Raw genomic sequence first — 14067 nt, forward strand, 5'->3', positions numbered from 1 at the left:
GCGCATTCCTGCGCGCCGGAAAACGCCTGGGAGGGCTTATTTCGGATAGTCGGGATTGAACGTGCTCGGATTGTACCCGTCCGGCAGGCCGTGGCTCGGCGACAGGTCACCCGGATCGTCCATGCTGACATGGTCGAGGATATGCCGGTCGCCCCTGACGGAAACGGTATCGCCGTCCGGCGACGTCACGACCTGGAAGCTCACCTCCACCTTGTCCGGAACCGGGATGCCCTTGAGCACGTCGAGCGCGGTCTCGATGCCGGTGATGCCCATCGACGTCGGATAGTCGATGCCGCACATCTTGATGTCGTGCTGGTTGGCGAGCTGGTACATGCGCGCCACGTCGCCGCCGGTCATCGGCGGAATCTCGCCCGCCTTGTAGCCGGCATCGAGATAGGCCTCGATCGCGCCGTAGCCCTGCAGAGCGCTGTCGGCGAGCACGCCGTCGATGTCCTTGCCGTATTTCTGGATGAGCGCGGCCATCACCGATTTGCCGGTCGCCGGGTTCCAGTCGCAATACTGCTTTTCCAGCACCTTGATATCGGGGAACTTGGAGAAGACCTCCTCGTTCGCCTTGATGCGGATTTCCGCGACGCTGGAGCCCGCAATGCCCGGCAGCATGACGATGTTGCCCTTGCCGCCGAGCGTCTCACAGAGCCACTGCGCCTCCAGGCGGCCGAGCGCCCAGTCGGATGCCGTCACATAGGTGATGTAGTTCTCGGGCGTCTTGACCTTCCGGTCCACCATAACGACCGGGATTCCCTGTTCGGTCGCACGACCGACGACGGAATCGAGCGCATCCTCCGTCGCCGCGGCAATCAGCAGCAGGTCCACGCCCTGGCTGATGAGGTCCTGGATGTCCGCGATCTGCTTGGACGGATCGTCATTGGCGTCCGTCACGAGAAGACGGGAAATGTCGTCGCGGTGCTCGCCTGCCGCCCACAGCACGCCATGCTGGAAGGCGACGCGCCAGGCATTGGAGATCGAGGCGTTGGAAAAGCCGATGACATAGGGACCGTCCTTCTTCCACTTGGACGTGTCGATCATGGTGTTGGGGTTCGGGTTCCACATCCAGGTGCGCGGCGCACCGTAGTAGCCGGCCTTCTTGCCCGTCGTGGTTTCGGCGGCGGCGCGCGTCGCGCTAGCAAGCTGCATACCCGGCAGGGCCGCCATGGCCGCGGCACCGGGCACGCCCCGCAGAAACGACTTTCGGGAAATCTTCGTGTCGAGAATATTCTTCAAGGACATTGGCTCCTCCTCCTGAACCCCTGATTATTCTTTCATGCCTTGCCGGAAATCCCATATTGTCAAACACAACTCGAATATAACTCCGGCTGAATTCCTCCATCTGCCGATTATCCAGATTTATATAGTGCATTTTGCAATGCACAAAGATCAGGTGGATGCTTTCGGCGTGACATAACTATGTTTTGCCGCAGCCTTCGGGTCAATTGTCTGGGATGTAATAGCTGATATTACCCATTTAAACTTGGGCGAACGGCAAAAATCAATCTATCGTCTTCAGCGTGTGAGGGGGCTCAGCAGGGCATCTCGCCGGAGGAGGATCTGTGAACATACTTGTTATCTTGCGCATGGTGCCGGATGCGGCCGGTGAATTGCTGCTGACCGGCGACGGGCTCGGTATCGATCGCGAATGGCTTGATTTCCAGCTCAACGACTTCGACGACCACGCCCTCGAAGACGCGATCCTCCTGAAGGAAGCCACCGGCGCGAAGGTCACGGTTATCGCCATCGGCGAAGGCACGAACCGCATCCTCCAGATGGCGGCCGCCCGCGGGGCGGACGAGGTGATCGCGCTGCCTTGCGAGGAGGACGAACTCCTCTCCTCGCGCGACCTTGCGGCGACGGTCGTCGATCTCGCGCGCGCCAGGTCGGCGGACCTCGTGGTCTGCGGCGTGCAGTCGAGCGAGGATCTGTTCGGCCAACTCGCCCCCTATGTCGGCGCCATGCTGGACTGGCCGCATATTTCCGGCACCAACCGCATCGAGGCAAGCGGCGGCGGGCTCCATGTCACCCAGGAGCGGGGGGCTGGCGTCTCCGTGACCTACGAAGTCGTGCTGCCGGCCGTGCTCGGCGTCCAGACGGCGACGAAGGCGCCGCGCTATGTCTCCGGCAGCAAGCTGCGGGAAGCCTCGAAGACACCGATCGGCAGGGGCGAGCGGCAGGCGTCGTCCTTCACCTTGTCGGCCTCCATCGAGGGCCTGCGCATCCCCGAAGAGACCGGTTCGGCGCAGCAGCTCGGCGATGACGCCGAGACTGTCGCCGAGCGCATCGTCGCAATCCTCGAAAGCAACGGCATCGGGAGACGCTGAACCATGAAGATCTATGCCTGCACCGAGGGCCGATCCGGCCAGGTCGATGCCGTTTCTCTCGAAATGATCGCGGCGGCCCACAGCCTGGCAAGGGATGGCGACGACGTGATCGCCTTCTTCGCCGGAAGCGCCACCGCAGACGCCGCCGGCAAGGTCGGTGCGGCCGACCGCCTCGTCGCCGCGATCGCCCCCGAGGGCGATATCGTCGTGGCCGGCACCTATGCGCGCCAACTTTGCGACGTTATCGCGGCCGAGGGCGCCGGCATCGTCGTTGTGCCCTATTCCGCCAACGGGCTCGACGTCGCCTCGTCCGTCGCCGCCCGGCTCGACTGGCCGCTCGTCAGCTATGTCGAGAAGATCGCGCGCGACGGCCAATCGCTCTCCGTTGTCGCGCAGTTGTACGGCGGCAAGGTGCTGGCCGACTGCAGCGTCCCGCTTCCGGCGGTGCTGATGGTCAATCCCGGCGCCTTCGCCGAGGCGACGGCCACACCGCTTTCGCCGGACCGCATCGACACAATCGACATCGCGGAACTCGTCGCCGCAAGCCGGGTACGACCGATTTCCATCGACCTGCCGGATTTCAGCGATGTCGATCTCAAGGCCGCCGAACGGATCGTCTGCGTCGGCCGCGGCATCGGCGACGAGGCCAGCATCGACCTTGCCCGCGACCTCGCGGCGCTGCTCGGCGCGGAGATCGCCGGCAGTCGGCCCGTCGTGGACAATGGCTGGCTGCCCAAGCTGCGCCAGGTCGGCAAATCGGGCCAGAAGGTCAAGCCGAAGCTCTACATGGCGCTCGGCGTCTCCGGCGCCCCGGAACATCTCGAAGGCATGGGGCAGTCGGACATGATCATCGCGGTCAACACGGATCCGAAGGCGCCGATCTTCAATGTCGCCCATTACGGGGCGACCTGCGACCTGTTCGAGCTCATGTCGAGCCTTTCCGAACGGCTGCACCCGTCGGACACCTGAAATGTCGGCCACGTACACCCTCTGGGCCGTGACGCTCGCGGCGGCGCTATTGACCGCATGGCGGTGCAGGCATTACGTCCGCGCGCTCGCCGCCGCACCGGCCGCCGCCCGGTTCGACAGGCCGGTCGAACGGCTGAAGGGTGTCGCGGTCGCGGTCGGCCTGCACCGGCGGCTCCTGCGCCGGCCCCTCTCCGGCGTCCTGCACGCCCTTATCCTCGTGTGCTTCTTCGTTCTGTTCACCGTCACCGTGGAGGCCTTCGGCTCCCGGCTCTTCCCGGGCTTCTCGCTGGCGCCGGTCGGCGGCGAGACATGGATCGCGCTGCTTCAGGACTGGGCCGCCGTCGTCATGCTCGTCGGCGTGGGGCTTGCGATGTACCAGCGCTACGTGCTGAAGCCCGCACGCTTCGAGGGATCGAGCGGACGTGATGCGGCCGTCATCTACGGCCTCATCCTCGCCATCGTCGGTTCGCTCCTGCTGGAATCCGCTTTCCGCATCCTCGCCGGCGGCGCGGCGGGCTGGCGGCCGGTGAGCGTGGCGCTCGCGGCGCTGCTCTCCCCGGCCGCCCCTGTCTCAGAGGCGGCGGAAACCGTGTTCTACTGGGTCCACGTCGCGGCGATCCTCGGCTTCCTCGTCTACATTCCCGGCTCGAAGCACCGGCACATGTTCCTCGCCGCACCGAACGTGTATTTCCGCAGCCTCGATCCGCGCGGGACGGTCCCTGCGGTGCCGGAGGCACGCAGCACGACGGGCGTCAGCGATCTTGCCGCCTTCGACTGGAAGCAGCAGCTCGACCTCCTCACCTGCACCGAGTGCGGCCGCTGCCAGGCCGTCTGTCCCGCCTATGCCGCCGGCCTGCCGCTCAGCCCCAAGATGCTGATCACCGACATGCGCGACGCGCTGGTGGCCGGACCTGCGGCCGGCCCGCTCGTCGGCGGCGTCATCAGCGAGGAGACGCTGTGGGCCTGCACGACCTGCCGGGCCTGCATGGAGGAATGCCCCGTCGAGATCGAGCACCTGCCGAAGATCATCGACATGCGCCGCCATCTCGTCGACGAGGGTAATGTCAGCGGCGGACTGCAGGATACGCTGTCGAATATCGGCCGTGTCGGCAACTCGATGGGCAAACCCTCGAAGATGCGCGCCCGCTGGACGCGCGAGCTCGGCTTTCCCGTCAAGGACGCGCGCAGCGAGCCGGTCGACATCCTGTGGTTCGTCGGCGACTATGCCTCCTATGATCCGCGCGTGCAGGAGATAACCCGCAAGGTCGCAGAATTGCTGACGGTCGCCGGCGTCGATTTCGGCATCCTGTTCGACGCCGAGCGCAACAGCGGCAACGACGTCCGCCGCGCCGGAGAGGAAGGCCTCTTCGAAACCCTGGCGCAGTCCAACATCGACGCCATCAATGGATGCAGCTTCAGCCGCATCATGACGAGCGATCCGCACAGCCTCAACGCGCTGAAGAACGACTACCGGCATTTCGGCACGGGCTTCGAGGTGCTGCACCACACGGCATTCCTTGCCGAACTGCTGAACGACGGCCGGCTGAAGCTCGCGCCGCCGGCCGCCGGCGGCCGCGTGACCTATCACGACCCCTGCTATCTCGGGCGCTACAACGGCGGCTTCGACGCCCCGCGCGATCTCATCGCCGCCGCCGGATACAGCCTGCACGAAATGCCGCGATGTCGCGAAAAATCCTTCTGCTGCGGCGCCGGCGGCGGACGCATCTGGCAGGGCGACGACGGCGTCACGGAACGCCCCAGCGAAAACCGTATCCGCGAGGCACTGGGCCTCGGCGACGTGGAACTCTTCGTCGTCGCCTGCCCGAAGGACAAGGTCATGTACACGGCCGCGATCGACGCCCTCGGCGCTTCGGATCGGCTGAAGGTCATGGATGTCGCCGAACTGCTCATTCCGGCCGAAGCGCCCGCGGGCGTCCGGCCATAAGAACGACCGGCCCGCCAGGGCCGGCCTGCAACATGCGGCGGGTGCCGCGGTTAAAAACGGGGCGGCGCCCCGCATTTGGGAGCAAGCACATGTCTTATTCTAGAATCGGATTTGTCGGTATCGGCAAGATGGGCGCGCCGATGGCGGGCCGCCTGATCGCGGCCGGATACGACGTCACCGTCCATGACCTCGACGCGCGGGCGATGGCCGAACTGGTCGCCGCGGGGGCAAAGGCCGCAACGAGCGCACGGGAGGTGGCCGATGCCGCCGACGTCGTCTTCGCCAGCCTGCCGAGCCCGCAGATCCTGGAAGCCGTCGCCCTCGGCGACAACGGCATCGCCGCCGGAAGCACCGTCAAGGTCTTCATCGACATCTCCACCACCGGCCCGCGCACCGCCGCGAAGATCGCCGACGGATTGAAGCCGCGCGGCATCGCCATGATCGACGCGCCGGTCAGCGGCGGCCTGAAGGGCGCGCGCAACGGCACGCTCGCGGTCATGACATCAGGCCCCGCGGCCGTCTTCGAGACCGTCCGCCCGATCCTCGAGAATTTCGGCAAGCTGTTCTTCATGGGCGAGGTGCAGGGCGCGGCCCAGACGATGAAGCTCGCCAACAATCTCCTGGCCGCCGCCGCGCTGGCCGTTTCCTCCGAGGCGGTCGTCATGGGCGTCAAGGCGGGCCTCGACCCTAAGGTGATGCTCGACGTCATCAACGCCAGCAGCGGCCGCAACAGTGCGACGGAGGACAAGTTCCCGAAATCCGTGCTCCCGCGTACCTTCGATTTCGGCTTTGCCACCGGCCTGTCGTTCAAGGACGTGCGCCTGTGCCTGGAGGAGGCCGAGGCCATGGGCGTTCCGATGGTGGTCGGCAGCGCCGTCCGCCAGATGCTGAGCGTGACCAACTAGCTCTATGGACCGGACTCCGACTTCACCTCGATGGTGCGGGTCGTCGAAGGCTGGGCACATGTCGAGGTCGGTTCACGCCGCGATCCCGTCGCGGAGGCGAGCTGATCCATGAAGGACCCGCACCAGTACAAGGTCTATGCCATCCGCTACGGGCATTTCGAGCGGCGCTCGCCGGAGAACTTTCTCGGCGGCGACACCCACGACGTACCGATGCCGCTCGACTATTTCGTCTGGGCGATCGTCGGTCAGGAGCGCACCTTCATCGTCGATACGGGTTTCGACAAGCCGACGGGCGACAGGCGCGGCCGCTCGGTCGTGCGCCCGGTCGACGAGGGGCTGGCAATGCTCGGCATCGATCATGCGACGGTCTCCGACGTCATCATATCGCACATGCACTACGATCATTGCGGAAACCACCACCTCTTCCCGAACGCGACCTTCCATCTCCAGGACGCGGAGATGGAGTTCGCCACGGGACGCTGCATGTGCCACCACGCGATGCGCCATCCCTTCGAGGCGGAAGACGTGACGAAAATGGTCCGCCGCGTCTTCGACGGCAAGGTCTGCTTCCACGATCCGGAATCCGAGGTCGCGCCGGGCATCACCCTTCACAAGGTCGGCGGCCATTCCCGCGGCCTTCAGGTCGTACGCGTCGAGACGGAAAACGGCGCGCTGGTCCTGGCGTCCGATGCGGCGCATTTCTATGCGAACATGGAGAAGGAAAAGCCGTTCCCCGTTTTCGACCGCCTGAGCGACGTGATCATGGGCGTCGAGCGCATGAGGAGGCTCGCAAGCGCTCCCCGGCTCATCGTCCCCGGGCATGACCCCCTGATCCTGCAGCGGTTTGCCGGCGACAAGGAGAGACCCGGGATCGTCGATCTGACCCGGCCTCTGTGAAGCAGGCCGTGCAACCGGGCTTCGTGATCTGACTTTTCGCCCTCGACCCGGGGGGCTCCGGCATCAAGCCCGCCGACCTGGCGCGCCATGCGCGGACGCCGGCAGGCCGCGGTTCTCACCGCAGGCGGCACCCCTCCGTCATGCCCTTTCCCGATTGCGATTGACGCGGGCGATGAAGGCGCGTGTGCGCTCCTGCAGCGGATTGGAAAGCACCACGTCGGGCGCGCCGGCCTCGACGATCTGGCCGCGGTCCATGAAGACCACGGTATCGGCGACGTCGCGCGCGAATTCCATTTCATGGGTCACGACGACCATTGTCTGGCCCTCGCTTGCAAGTGAGATCATGACCTCGAGCACCTCGTCGACGAGCTCCGGGTCGAGTGCGGACGTCGGCTCGTCGAAAAGCAGAAGGCGCGGACGGACGGCGAGTGCGCGGGCAATCGCCACGCGCTGCTTCTGCCCGCCGGAGAGCTGCTGCGGATAGGCTCCTTCCTTGCCGGAAAGGCCGACGCGTTCGAGCAGTTCGCGCGCATGGGCCTCGGCCTTCGCGCGCGGCTCCTTCTTCACATGGATCGGCGCTTCCGTGATGTTCTCCAGGACGGACATGTGCGGAAAGAGATTGAAATGCTGGAAAACCATCGCGGTATCGGCGCGCGTGGCCGAGGCCTGGCGGTCGTGCAGCTCATACAGCCTGCCGTTATGCTCGCGGTAGCCGACCAGTTGCCCGTTCACGTAGATGCGGCCCTTCTGGACCTTTTCCAGATAGTTGATGCACCGGATCAGCGTGCTCTTGCCCGCGCCCGACGGGCCGATCAGGCAGCAGACCTTTCCGGGATCGACGACGAGGTTTATGCCGCTCAGCACCTCCAGGGTGCCGTAACGCTTGTGGACGTTCTCGATGCGGACCATCGGCTCGGTGCCGGAGACCGCTTTGCCTGGATCGAGTGCTGTCACGTCGTCTCCTTTCTTCTGGCGCGCAGGAGGCCGAACAGCGCATCCGGCTGGTTGGAGCGGTGGCCACGACCGTAGTGCTTCTCGATCAGCCTCTGGATGGAGGTCAGGATCGTCGCCGCCGCGAGATACCAGATCGATGCGACGATCAGCAGCGGAATGGTCTGCAGCGTCCGGCCATAGATGCCCTGCACGGAATAGAGCAGGTCCGAGATCGACAGCACGCTGACCAGCGAGGTCGCCTTCAGCATGCCGATGACCTCGTTCCCGGTCGGCGGAACGATGACGCGCAGCGCCTGGGGAATGATGATACGGCGCAGCGTGTGGGCGGGCGACATTCCAAGCGATTGTGCCGCCTCGCGCTGCCCCGGATCGACCGAAATAAGACCGCCGCGCACGATTTCCGCCATATAGGCCCCTTCGTTGAGCCCGAGGCCCAGCAGCGCGGCGGCCAGCGGCGTGATGATGTCGTTCGTCGGAATGCTGAGAATCGACCCGAAGAACGGCAGGCCGATGTCGATGGTGGGGTAGAGCGCGGCGAGATTGTACCAGAAGATCAACTGGACCAGCAGCGGAACGCCCCGGAAGAGCCAGATGTAGAGCGCGGCCACGGTCGCCAGCACCGGGTTCGCGGACTGGCGCATCAAGGCGGCGATGATCCCGAGCACGATGCCGATCGTCATCGCGGCGGCCGTCAGGCCGATGGTCCAGGCAAACCCTTTCAGGATCGTCGCGGCCGTCATGTATTTCAGCACGACAGGCCACTGATAACCCGGGTTCTGCAGCATGGAGGCGACGATGAAGCCTGCGATGGCGATGCAGATCAGCGCCGCGATCCAGCGGCCGGGATACCGGGCCGGGACAATGTCATCCTGATGGTCTGTCATTCGCTTCTGCGGCCTTTCGATCGTTCAGTTCAACACGTCGGCGAGACATTCGTCCCATATCCGGATGGCCCGGTCGATCTCGCCCTCGGTAATGACGAGCGGCGGGATCATTCGGATGATGTGGCCATACGGGCCACAGGTCAGAAGGATCATGTTCCGCTTGAGCGCGGCGGCCCGGACCGCCTGGGCCAGTTCGGGCGCGGGCGCGCGGTCTCGTCCGGAGAACTCCGTCGCCTGCATCAGGCCTAGGCCGCGGACTTCGCCGATCGCCTGGTAACGCTGGCCCGCGGCTTCCAGCCCCGTCCGCAGACGGCGCCCCATCTCGGCGGCACGCGTGACGAGACCCTCCTCCTCGATGACGTCGAGCGTGGCGATCGCCGCGGCACAGGCGACGACATTCGCGGAATAGGTTCCGCCCTGCGAGCCCGGCAGGGCGGACGCCATGATCTCGCTGCGCGCGGCGATGCCCGACAGCGGCAGGCCGCTTGCGATCCCCTTGGCGAAGACGAGGATGTCCGGCTCCAGGCCGAAATGCTCGCAGGCCCAGAACGTGCCGGTGCGGGCCACGCCGCACTGCACCTCGTCCGCGATGAGCACGATGCCGTGGCGGCTGGCGCGCTCCCTGAGACCGGAGAAGAATGCCGTCGATCCGGGCATGTAGCCGGCCTCGCCCTGGACGGGTTCGACGAGAATGGCCGCCGTATCCTCCGGCGAGGTCACAGTCGCGAGGATATGGTCGAGCTCGCTGAGGCAGAAGGCGTCCGCCGTCTCCTGATCCCAGCCGTACCGGTAGGGATGCGGGAACGGCGCGATGACGACGCCGGGCGGAAGCGCGCCAGAGCGGGCCGAGCGGAACCGTGCGCCCGATGTCGTCAGCGCGGCCGAACCGAGCGTGCGGCCGTGGAATCCGTTCTGGAAGACGATGACATTCTGCCGGTTCGTATGGTTGCGCGCGAGACGGACGGCTGATTCAACGGCTTCCGCGCCGGAATTGGCGAAGAAGAAGGCGTCCAGGCCCCGCGGCATCGTCCTGCCGAGCCTGTCCATGAGGGGTTGGAGCTTGTCATGGCGGAAGATGCCGTACTGGCCGTGCATCATCTGGCCGAGCTGCGCCTGCGCCGCGGCGACCACCCTGGGATGGCAGTGTCCCGTCGCGGTGACGCCGATGCCGGACGTCATGTCGAGATAGGCATCCCCGTTCCGGTCGAAAACCTCGCACCCCTTCGCGCGTGACACCTCGAGCGGCGTGGCCTGCTGAAGAGCCGGGGAAAGATGAAACATGGGACGATCCTCGATGCTGGACGAAAGATGGTGTCCCGGCGAAACGCCGGGACGGGCTGTATGGATGACGTCAGGAGGCCTGGTTTTTCAGCGGCTTGTCGATCCCGCCGTCGACGATGCCCCACTTCTCGAGGATTTCCTTGTATTTTCCGCTTTCCATGAGGACGGCCATCGCGTCGAAAAGCGGCTGGTAGAGCGGCGAGTTCTTCGGCACGGCGATGCCGTAGTAGGGCCGGTCGTTATAGACCGTGAAGCCGACATTGCTGAGCTGCCCGCCGAGCTGCTGCGCCGAGTAGCCATTGGTCGCGCCGTCGCCCGAAACGGAATCGACGCGGCCGGAAGTCAGCGCCAGAACGGCATCGTTCTGCGTCGGGTAGGCGCTGACCTGGATTGCCGGCTTGCCCATGTCGACGCAGGCCTTGCTGCTCTCTTCGGCCTGGCTTTCCGATGCCGTGCCCTTCAGCGCGCCGACCTTCGTGCCGCAGATGTCTTCCAGCTTTTCCGGAGCCTTGCCGCCTGCCTTGATGAGGAAGGACGTGCCGCCGCGGTAGTAGTCGATGAAATCGACCGTTTCCTGGCGCTTGGCGTAGTCGCCGATCGACGAGACGCCGATGTCGTAGCGCTTCGACTGCAGGCCCGGCATGATGTTCGAGAACTCGGTGGCATTGTTGACGATCTTCACGCCCAGGATCGTCCCGAGCGCGGCGGAGATTTCGATGTCCGCCCCGACCAGCGCGTTGTTCTCGTCGAGGAATTCGAACGGCGGGTAGTCCGTCGCCGTCGCGGCATTGATGACGCCGGCCTGCTTGAAATTGTCCGGAAGTGCTTCGTGGATCTTGTCCGAACGGGTGAGGTCGGCTGCAAGCACAAAGCCTGCCGATACGAGAAGAAGCGCTGCGCTGAGCGACGTGACCCTGATTTTCCTGGTCATTTTGTTCCCCTTGTGTGGTGTGCCGAGAAATTCGGCATGGGTAATTTGTGACGTGTACTGTGCCGGGCGGGCCAATAGTAATTTGGTGCAAACCTATAGCTTGGACTTATGACCTGCGGACGCTGCCGGAAATGCGAGGCCCGCCATGGCGTTTCCGGCACTGCGATCTTCTATTGGAGAGCGATGAGAACGCTCTTGCTTTTCCGGTTGGCGAGGTAGGCATCGCGGCCGAGATCCTTGCCGAACCCCGACTTCTTGTAGCCTCCGGTCGGCAGAATATGGTCGCGCGAGCGATTGTAGCGGTTGATCCAGACGGTGCCGGCCTGCAGCGACCGGCTCAGCCGCAGCGCCCGCGACAGGTCCTTCGTATAGAGGCCCGCCGCAAGGCCATATTGCGGATGATCGGCGAGGGCCACCGCCTCTTCCTCCGTGTCGAAGGTCTGCATCGTCAGCACGGGGCCGAAGATTTCCTCGACGATCGCCGGTGACGAGGAACCGATGCTGGAGAGCAGGGTCGGCGCATAGAAATAGCCGGCTTGCTCCAGCCTGCCGCCGCCGAGCATGCACTCGCCGCCGCCGGCAATGGCTGCCTTGACGATACGGTCGATCCGCTCGATCTGTCGCTGCGAGATTATGGGGGAGTACTTCGATGCCGCGTCCCATGTGGGGCCGGGCATCACCGCCCGCATATGCGAGGCGATCGCATCGCCGAGGCGCTCCGCGATCGTCCGTTCCACGATCAGGCGCGAGCCGGCGACGCAGGCCTGCCCGGCATTGCTGAGAATGCCGTTGGCGATCGCGGATGCGGCCCCTTCGAGATCGGCGTCGGCAAACACGATCTGCGGGCTCTTTCCGCCAAGCTCCAGCGTCATCGGCTTGACGCCGGTTCGGGCGATATTGGCCATGATCGCCGATCCGGCTGCGGTGGATCCCGTGAAGCTCACTTTCGCGATGTCGGGATGCGCGGTGATGGCGTTGCCCGTCGTCTCGCCGTCCCCGAGCACGATGTTGAGGAGGCCGTCGGGCAGGCCGGCCCGTGTGGCGAGTTCCGCCATGTAGAGCGTGGAGAACGGCGTCATTTCCGACGGCTTCAGCACGACGGCATTGCCGGCCGCCAGAGCCGGGCCGATCTTCCACCCCGCCATGTTGATCGGAAAATTCCAGGGCGTGATGGCACCGACGACGCCATAGGGTTCCGTGAGGATCATGCCGAAGCTGGCATCGTCGGTCGGCACGACCGTACCGTCTTCCTTGTCGGCGAACTCCGCGAAGAAACGGATCTGCTCCGCGGTGATCGCAATGTCCCCCTGCCCGAGCTGCCCCACCGGGCGCGTCGAATAGGCCGCTTCCAGCATGGCCAGCGTCCCGGCCTCCGCCTCGATCAGGTCGGCCCAGCGCTGCAGGACCTTCGATCGCTCGCGCGGCCGGATGCCGCCCCAGTTGGAGGTCTTGAGCGCCGCCTTCGCCGTCTGGACGGCCCTGTCGACCATGCCGGCATCCGCGACCGGACAGGCGGCGGCCACCTTGCCGTCGGAGGGCCGCGTGACGTCGATGACCCCGTCGGCGGGCGCATAGGCGCCTCCGATATAATGCCCGATTGTCGGCGACACGTCGTCCGGATTGAAACTCTTGCTCATCACCCTGTCCTATCGTTCCATTCCCTGCGCGCCATCGCAAGCCCCATCCCGGCGGCCGGCAAATCGTCCGACCCTGAACTCGTCCAGCGACAGATCGGTCCTGCCGGTATCGATCATCTCCGCCATGACGTCTCCCACGCCCGGCCCGAGCTGGAAACCGTGGCCGCAGAATCCGAAGGCATGGAAAAGTCCCGGCGTCGTGGCCGATCGGCCCATGACCGGAAGCCCGTCGCCGATATAGCCTTCGCAGCCCGACCAGGTGCGGATGACGCAGACGTTTTCAAGCGCCGGCAGGATCGGAAGCAGGGAGCGCAACTGCCCGGGCAATCGGGCGGGATCGGCCCTGGCGTAGCCCGTCTCGATGCAGGCCTCTGTGCGCCCCGCGCCCCCGCCGAAGACGATGTTGCCGCGCTCCACCTGCCGGAGGTAGCCTCCGCCATGGTCATGGGCCCAGACACCGACGACGGGGACGACGCGATAGGGCAACGGCTCGGTCACGCCCATCTGCGGGCCCCTGGCGACGATGGGCACGCTTTCGCCGAACTGCTCGGCGATCCGCGCGCCCCAGGCGCCGGCCGCGTTCAGCAGGACCTGCGCTGAGTAACGCCCCTTCGACGTGACGACCTCGAAGCCCGAGCCGGTCCTGTTTATCGCGCCGACGCCGACCTCTTCGACGATCTTAGCTCCGAGGCGGCATGCCGCATCGGCGAAGGCCGGAGCAATGAGACGTGGATTGGCGCTGCCGTCCCGCGGGGAGAAGGATGCAGCGACCGCGTCCGTTCCAAGGCCCGGAAACCGCCTCCTGAAGTCCCTCGGCTCCAGTTCTTCCAGATCGAGCCCCCACGGCCTGGCGGCTTTTGCAAACGCGCGCATCTCGTCGACGGCCTTCTGCGTGAAGGCGAAACGGAGGTGGCCCGTCGCACGAAACTCGACGTCGCGGCCGAGCAGCTTGGCCGCCTGTCCCCACAATTGCAGGGAACGGGCGGCGAGCGGAAGCTGGGGCAGGTAGCGGCCGCTGCGCCGGATGTTGCCGAAGGAGGCGACGGTCGCGCCCGTGCCGACACGGTTGCGCTCGATCAGCGTGACCCGGACCCCGCGCCGGGCGAGGAAAAAGGTCGACGCGGCTCCCATCAGCCCGCCGCCCAGAACGATTGCATCCATCCTACATATCCAGTCCTGCGCTCTGTCGCTCGCACAGCCTCCCCGATTTCGAAGGCGGGTGTCAAAGTCGGGTTTCGTCCACCCCCATAAGTCCGACCTATGGAAAAGCGGCGGCGCGGGGACATAAGCGAACCTTATGGGGGACGGGTTTTTCGCTCTTGGACGTTGCA

General features: G+C 65.4%; 11 protein-coding genes and 1 pseudogene. 5 read left to right on the forward strand and 7 right to left on the reverse strand.

What is annotated here, in order from left to right:
• Positions 1–36: 36 nt before the first annotated feature.
• Positions 37–1248: a substrate-binding domain-containing protein gene (locus tag L0976_RS16175; RefSeq protein ID WP_203316357.1), complete on the reverse strand. Its 1212-nt coding sequence runs from the start codon at positions 1246–1248 to the stop codon at positions 37–39.
• A gap of 320 nt (positions 1249–1568) precedes the next feature.
• Here L0976_RS16175 and L0976_RS16180 point away from each other — a divergent pair, with 320 nt between their 5' ends.
• The 5 genes and pseudogenes from L0976_RS16180 to L0976_RS16200 all read left to right on the forward strand — a co-directional run bounded on the left by L0976_RS16180 (position 1569) and on the right by L0976_RS16200 (position 7049).
• On the forward strand, positions 1569–2333 hold the full coding sequence (locus L0976_RS16180; protein ID WP_234188304.1) for a hypothetical protein: 765 nt from the start codon (positions 1569–1571) through the stop codon (positions 2331–2333).
• Between the two features lie 3 nt (positions 2334–2336).
• Positions 2337–3302 (forward strand): electron transfer flavoprotein subunit alpha/FixB family protein, encoded by a 966-nt coding sequence (locus L0976_RS16185; RefSeq protein WP_234188305.1) that lies wholly within the window; start codon positions 2337–2339, stop codon positions 3300–3302.
• Between the two features lies 1 nt (position 3303).
• The gene (locus L0976_RS16190) at positions 3304–5247 is read left to right on the forward strand and encodes a (Fe-S)-binding protein (protein ID WP_234188306.1); all 1944 of its coding nucleotides are present in this window, start codon (positions 3304–3306) and stop codon (positions 5245–5247) included.
• Positions 5248–5279: 32 nt separating this feature from the next.
• Positions 5280–6257 (forward strand): annotated as a pseudogene (locus L0976_RS16195) (NAD(P)-dependent oxidoreductase).
• A 3-nt stretch (positions 6258–6260) separates the two neighbouring features.
• The gene (locus L0976_RS16200) at positions 6261–7049 is read left to right on the forward strand and encodes an N-acyl homoserine lactonase family protein (RefSeq protein WP_234188307.1); all 789 of its coding nucleotides are present in this window, start codon (positions 6261–6263) and stop codon (positions 7047–7049) included.
• A gap of 138 nt (positions 7050–7187) precedes the next feature.
• Here L0976_RS16200 and L0976_RS16205 read toward each other — a convergent pair whose 3' ends face one another.
• The 6 genes from L0976_RS16205 to L0976_RS16230 form a co-directional block, all read right to left on the reverse strand.
• Entirely contained in the window at positions 7188–7958 is a 771-nt protein-coding gene (locus L0976_RS16205; RefSeq protein ID WP_203319830.1) for an amino acid ABC transporter ATP-binding protein, read from the reverse strand.
• Between the two features lie 41 nt (positions 7959–7999).
• Positions 8000–8887, reverse strand: coding sequence for an amino acid ABC transporter permease (locus L0976_RS16210; protein WP_234188308.1), 888 nt, complete (start codon positions 8885–8887; stop codon positions 8000–8002).
• Positions 8888–8911: 24 nt separating this feature from the next.
• Positions 8912–10168: an aspartate aminotransferase family protein gene (locus L0976_RS16215; RefSeq protein ID WP_234188309.1), complete on the reverse strand. Its 1257-nt coding sequence runs from the start codon at positions 10166–10168 to the stop codon at positions 8912–8914.
• A gap of 70 nt (positions 10169–10238) precedes the next feature.
• Positions 10239–11099 (reverse strand): ABC transporter substrate-binding protein, encoded by an 861-nt coding sequence (locus L0976_RS16220; protein WP_234188310.1) that lies wholly within the window; start codon positions 11097–11099, stop codon positions 10239–10241.
• Between the two features lie 170 nt (positions 11100–11269).
• Positions 11270–12736 carry an aldehyde dehydrogenase gene (locus L0976_RS16225; RefSeq protein ID WP_234188311.1) on the reverse strand — a complete coding sequence of 489 codons (1467 nt, stop codon included), beginning with the start codon at positions 12734–12736 and terminating at the stop codon, positions 11270–11272.
• Between the two features lie 9 nt (positions 12737–12745).
• Entirely contained in the window at positions 12746–13897 is a 1152-nt protein-coding gene (locus L0976_RS16230; protein ID WP_234188312.1) for an FAD-binding oxidoreductase, read from the reverse strand.
• Positions 13898–14067 lie beyond the last annotated feature (170 nt).

The organism is Shinella sp. NM-101, from assembly GCF_021401195.1.
Taxonomy (GTDB): Bacteria; Pseudomonadota; Alphaproteobacteria; order Rhizobiales; family Rhizobiaceae; genus Shinella.

Bases quoted from the DNA above. Each gene is read 5' to 3' on its own strand.
- L0976_RS16175 (WP_203316357.1), bottom strand. From the start codon at position 1,248: ATGTCCTTGAAGAATATTCTCGACACGAAGATTTCCCGAAAGTCGTTT.
- L0976_RS16230 (WP_234188312.1), bottom strand. From the start codon at position 13,897: ATGGATGCAATCGTTCTGGGCGGCGGGCTGATGGGAGCCGCGTCGACC.
- L0976_RS16185 (WP_234188305.1), top strand. From the start codon at position 2,337: ATGAAGATCTATGCCTGCACCGAGGGCCGATCCGGCCAGGTCGATGCC.
- L0976_RS16210 (WP_234188308.1), bottom strand. From the start codon at position 8,887: ATGACAGACCATCAGGATGACATTGTCCCGGCCCGGTATCCCGGCCGC.
- L0976_RS16200 (WP_234188307.1), top strand. From the start codon at position 6,261: ATGAAGGACCCGCACCAGTACAAGGTCTATGCCATCCGCTACGGGCAT.
- L0976_RS16215 (WP_234188309.1), bottom strand. From the start codon at position 10,168: ATGTTTCATCTTTCCCCGGCTCTTCAGCAGGCCACGCCGCTCGAGGTG.
- L0976_RS16205 (WP_203319830.1), bottom strand. From the start codon at position 7,958: ATGGTCCGCATCGAGAACGTCCACAAGCGTTACGGCACCCTGGAGGTG.
- L0976_RS16190 (WP_234188306.1), top strand. From the start codon at position 3,304: ATGTCGGCCACGTACACCCTCTGGGCCGTGACGCTCGCGGCGGCGCTA.
- L0976_RS16220 (WP_234188310.1), bottom strand. From the start codon at position 11,099: ATGACCAGGAAAATCAGGGTCACGTCGCTCAGCGCAGCGCTTCTTCTC.
- L0976_RS16225 (WP_234188311.1), bottom strand. From the start codon at position 12,736: ATGAGCAAGAGTTTCAATCCGGACGACGTGTCGCCGACAATCGGGCAT.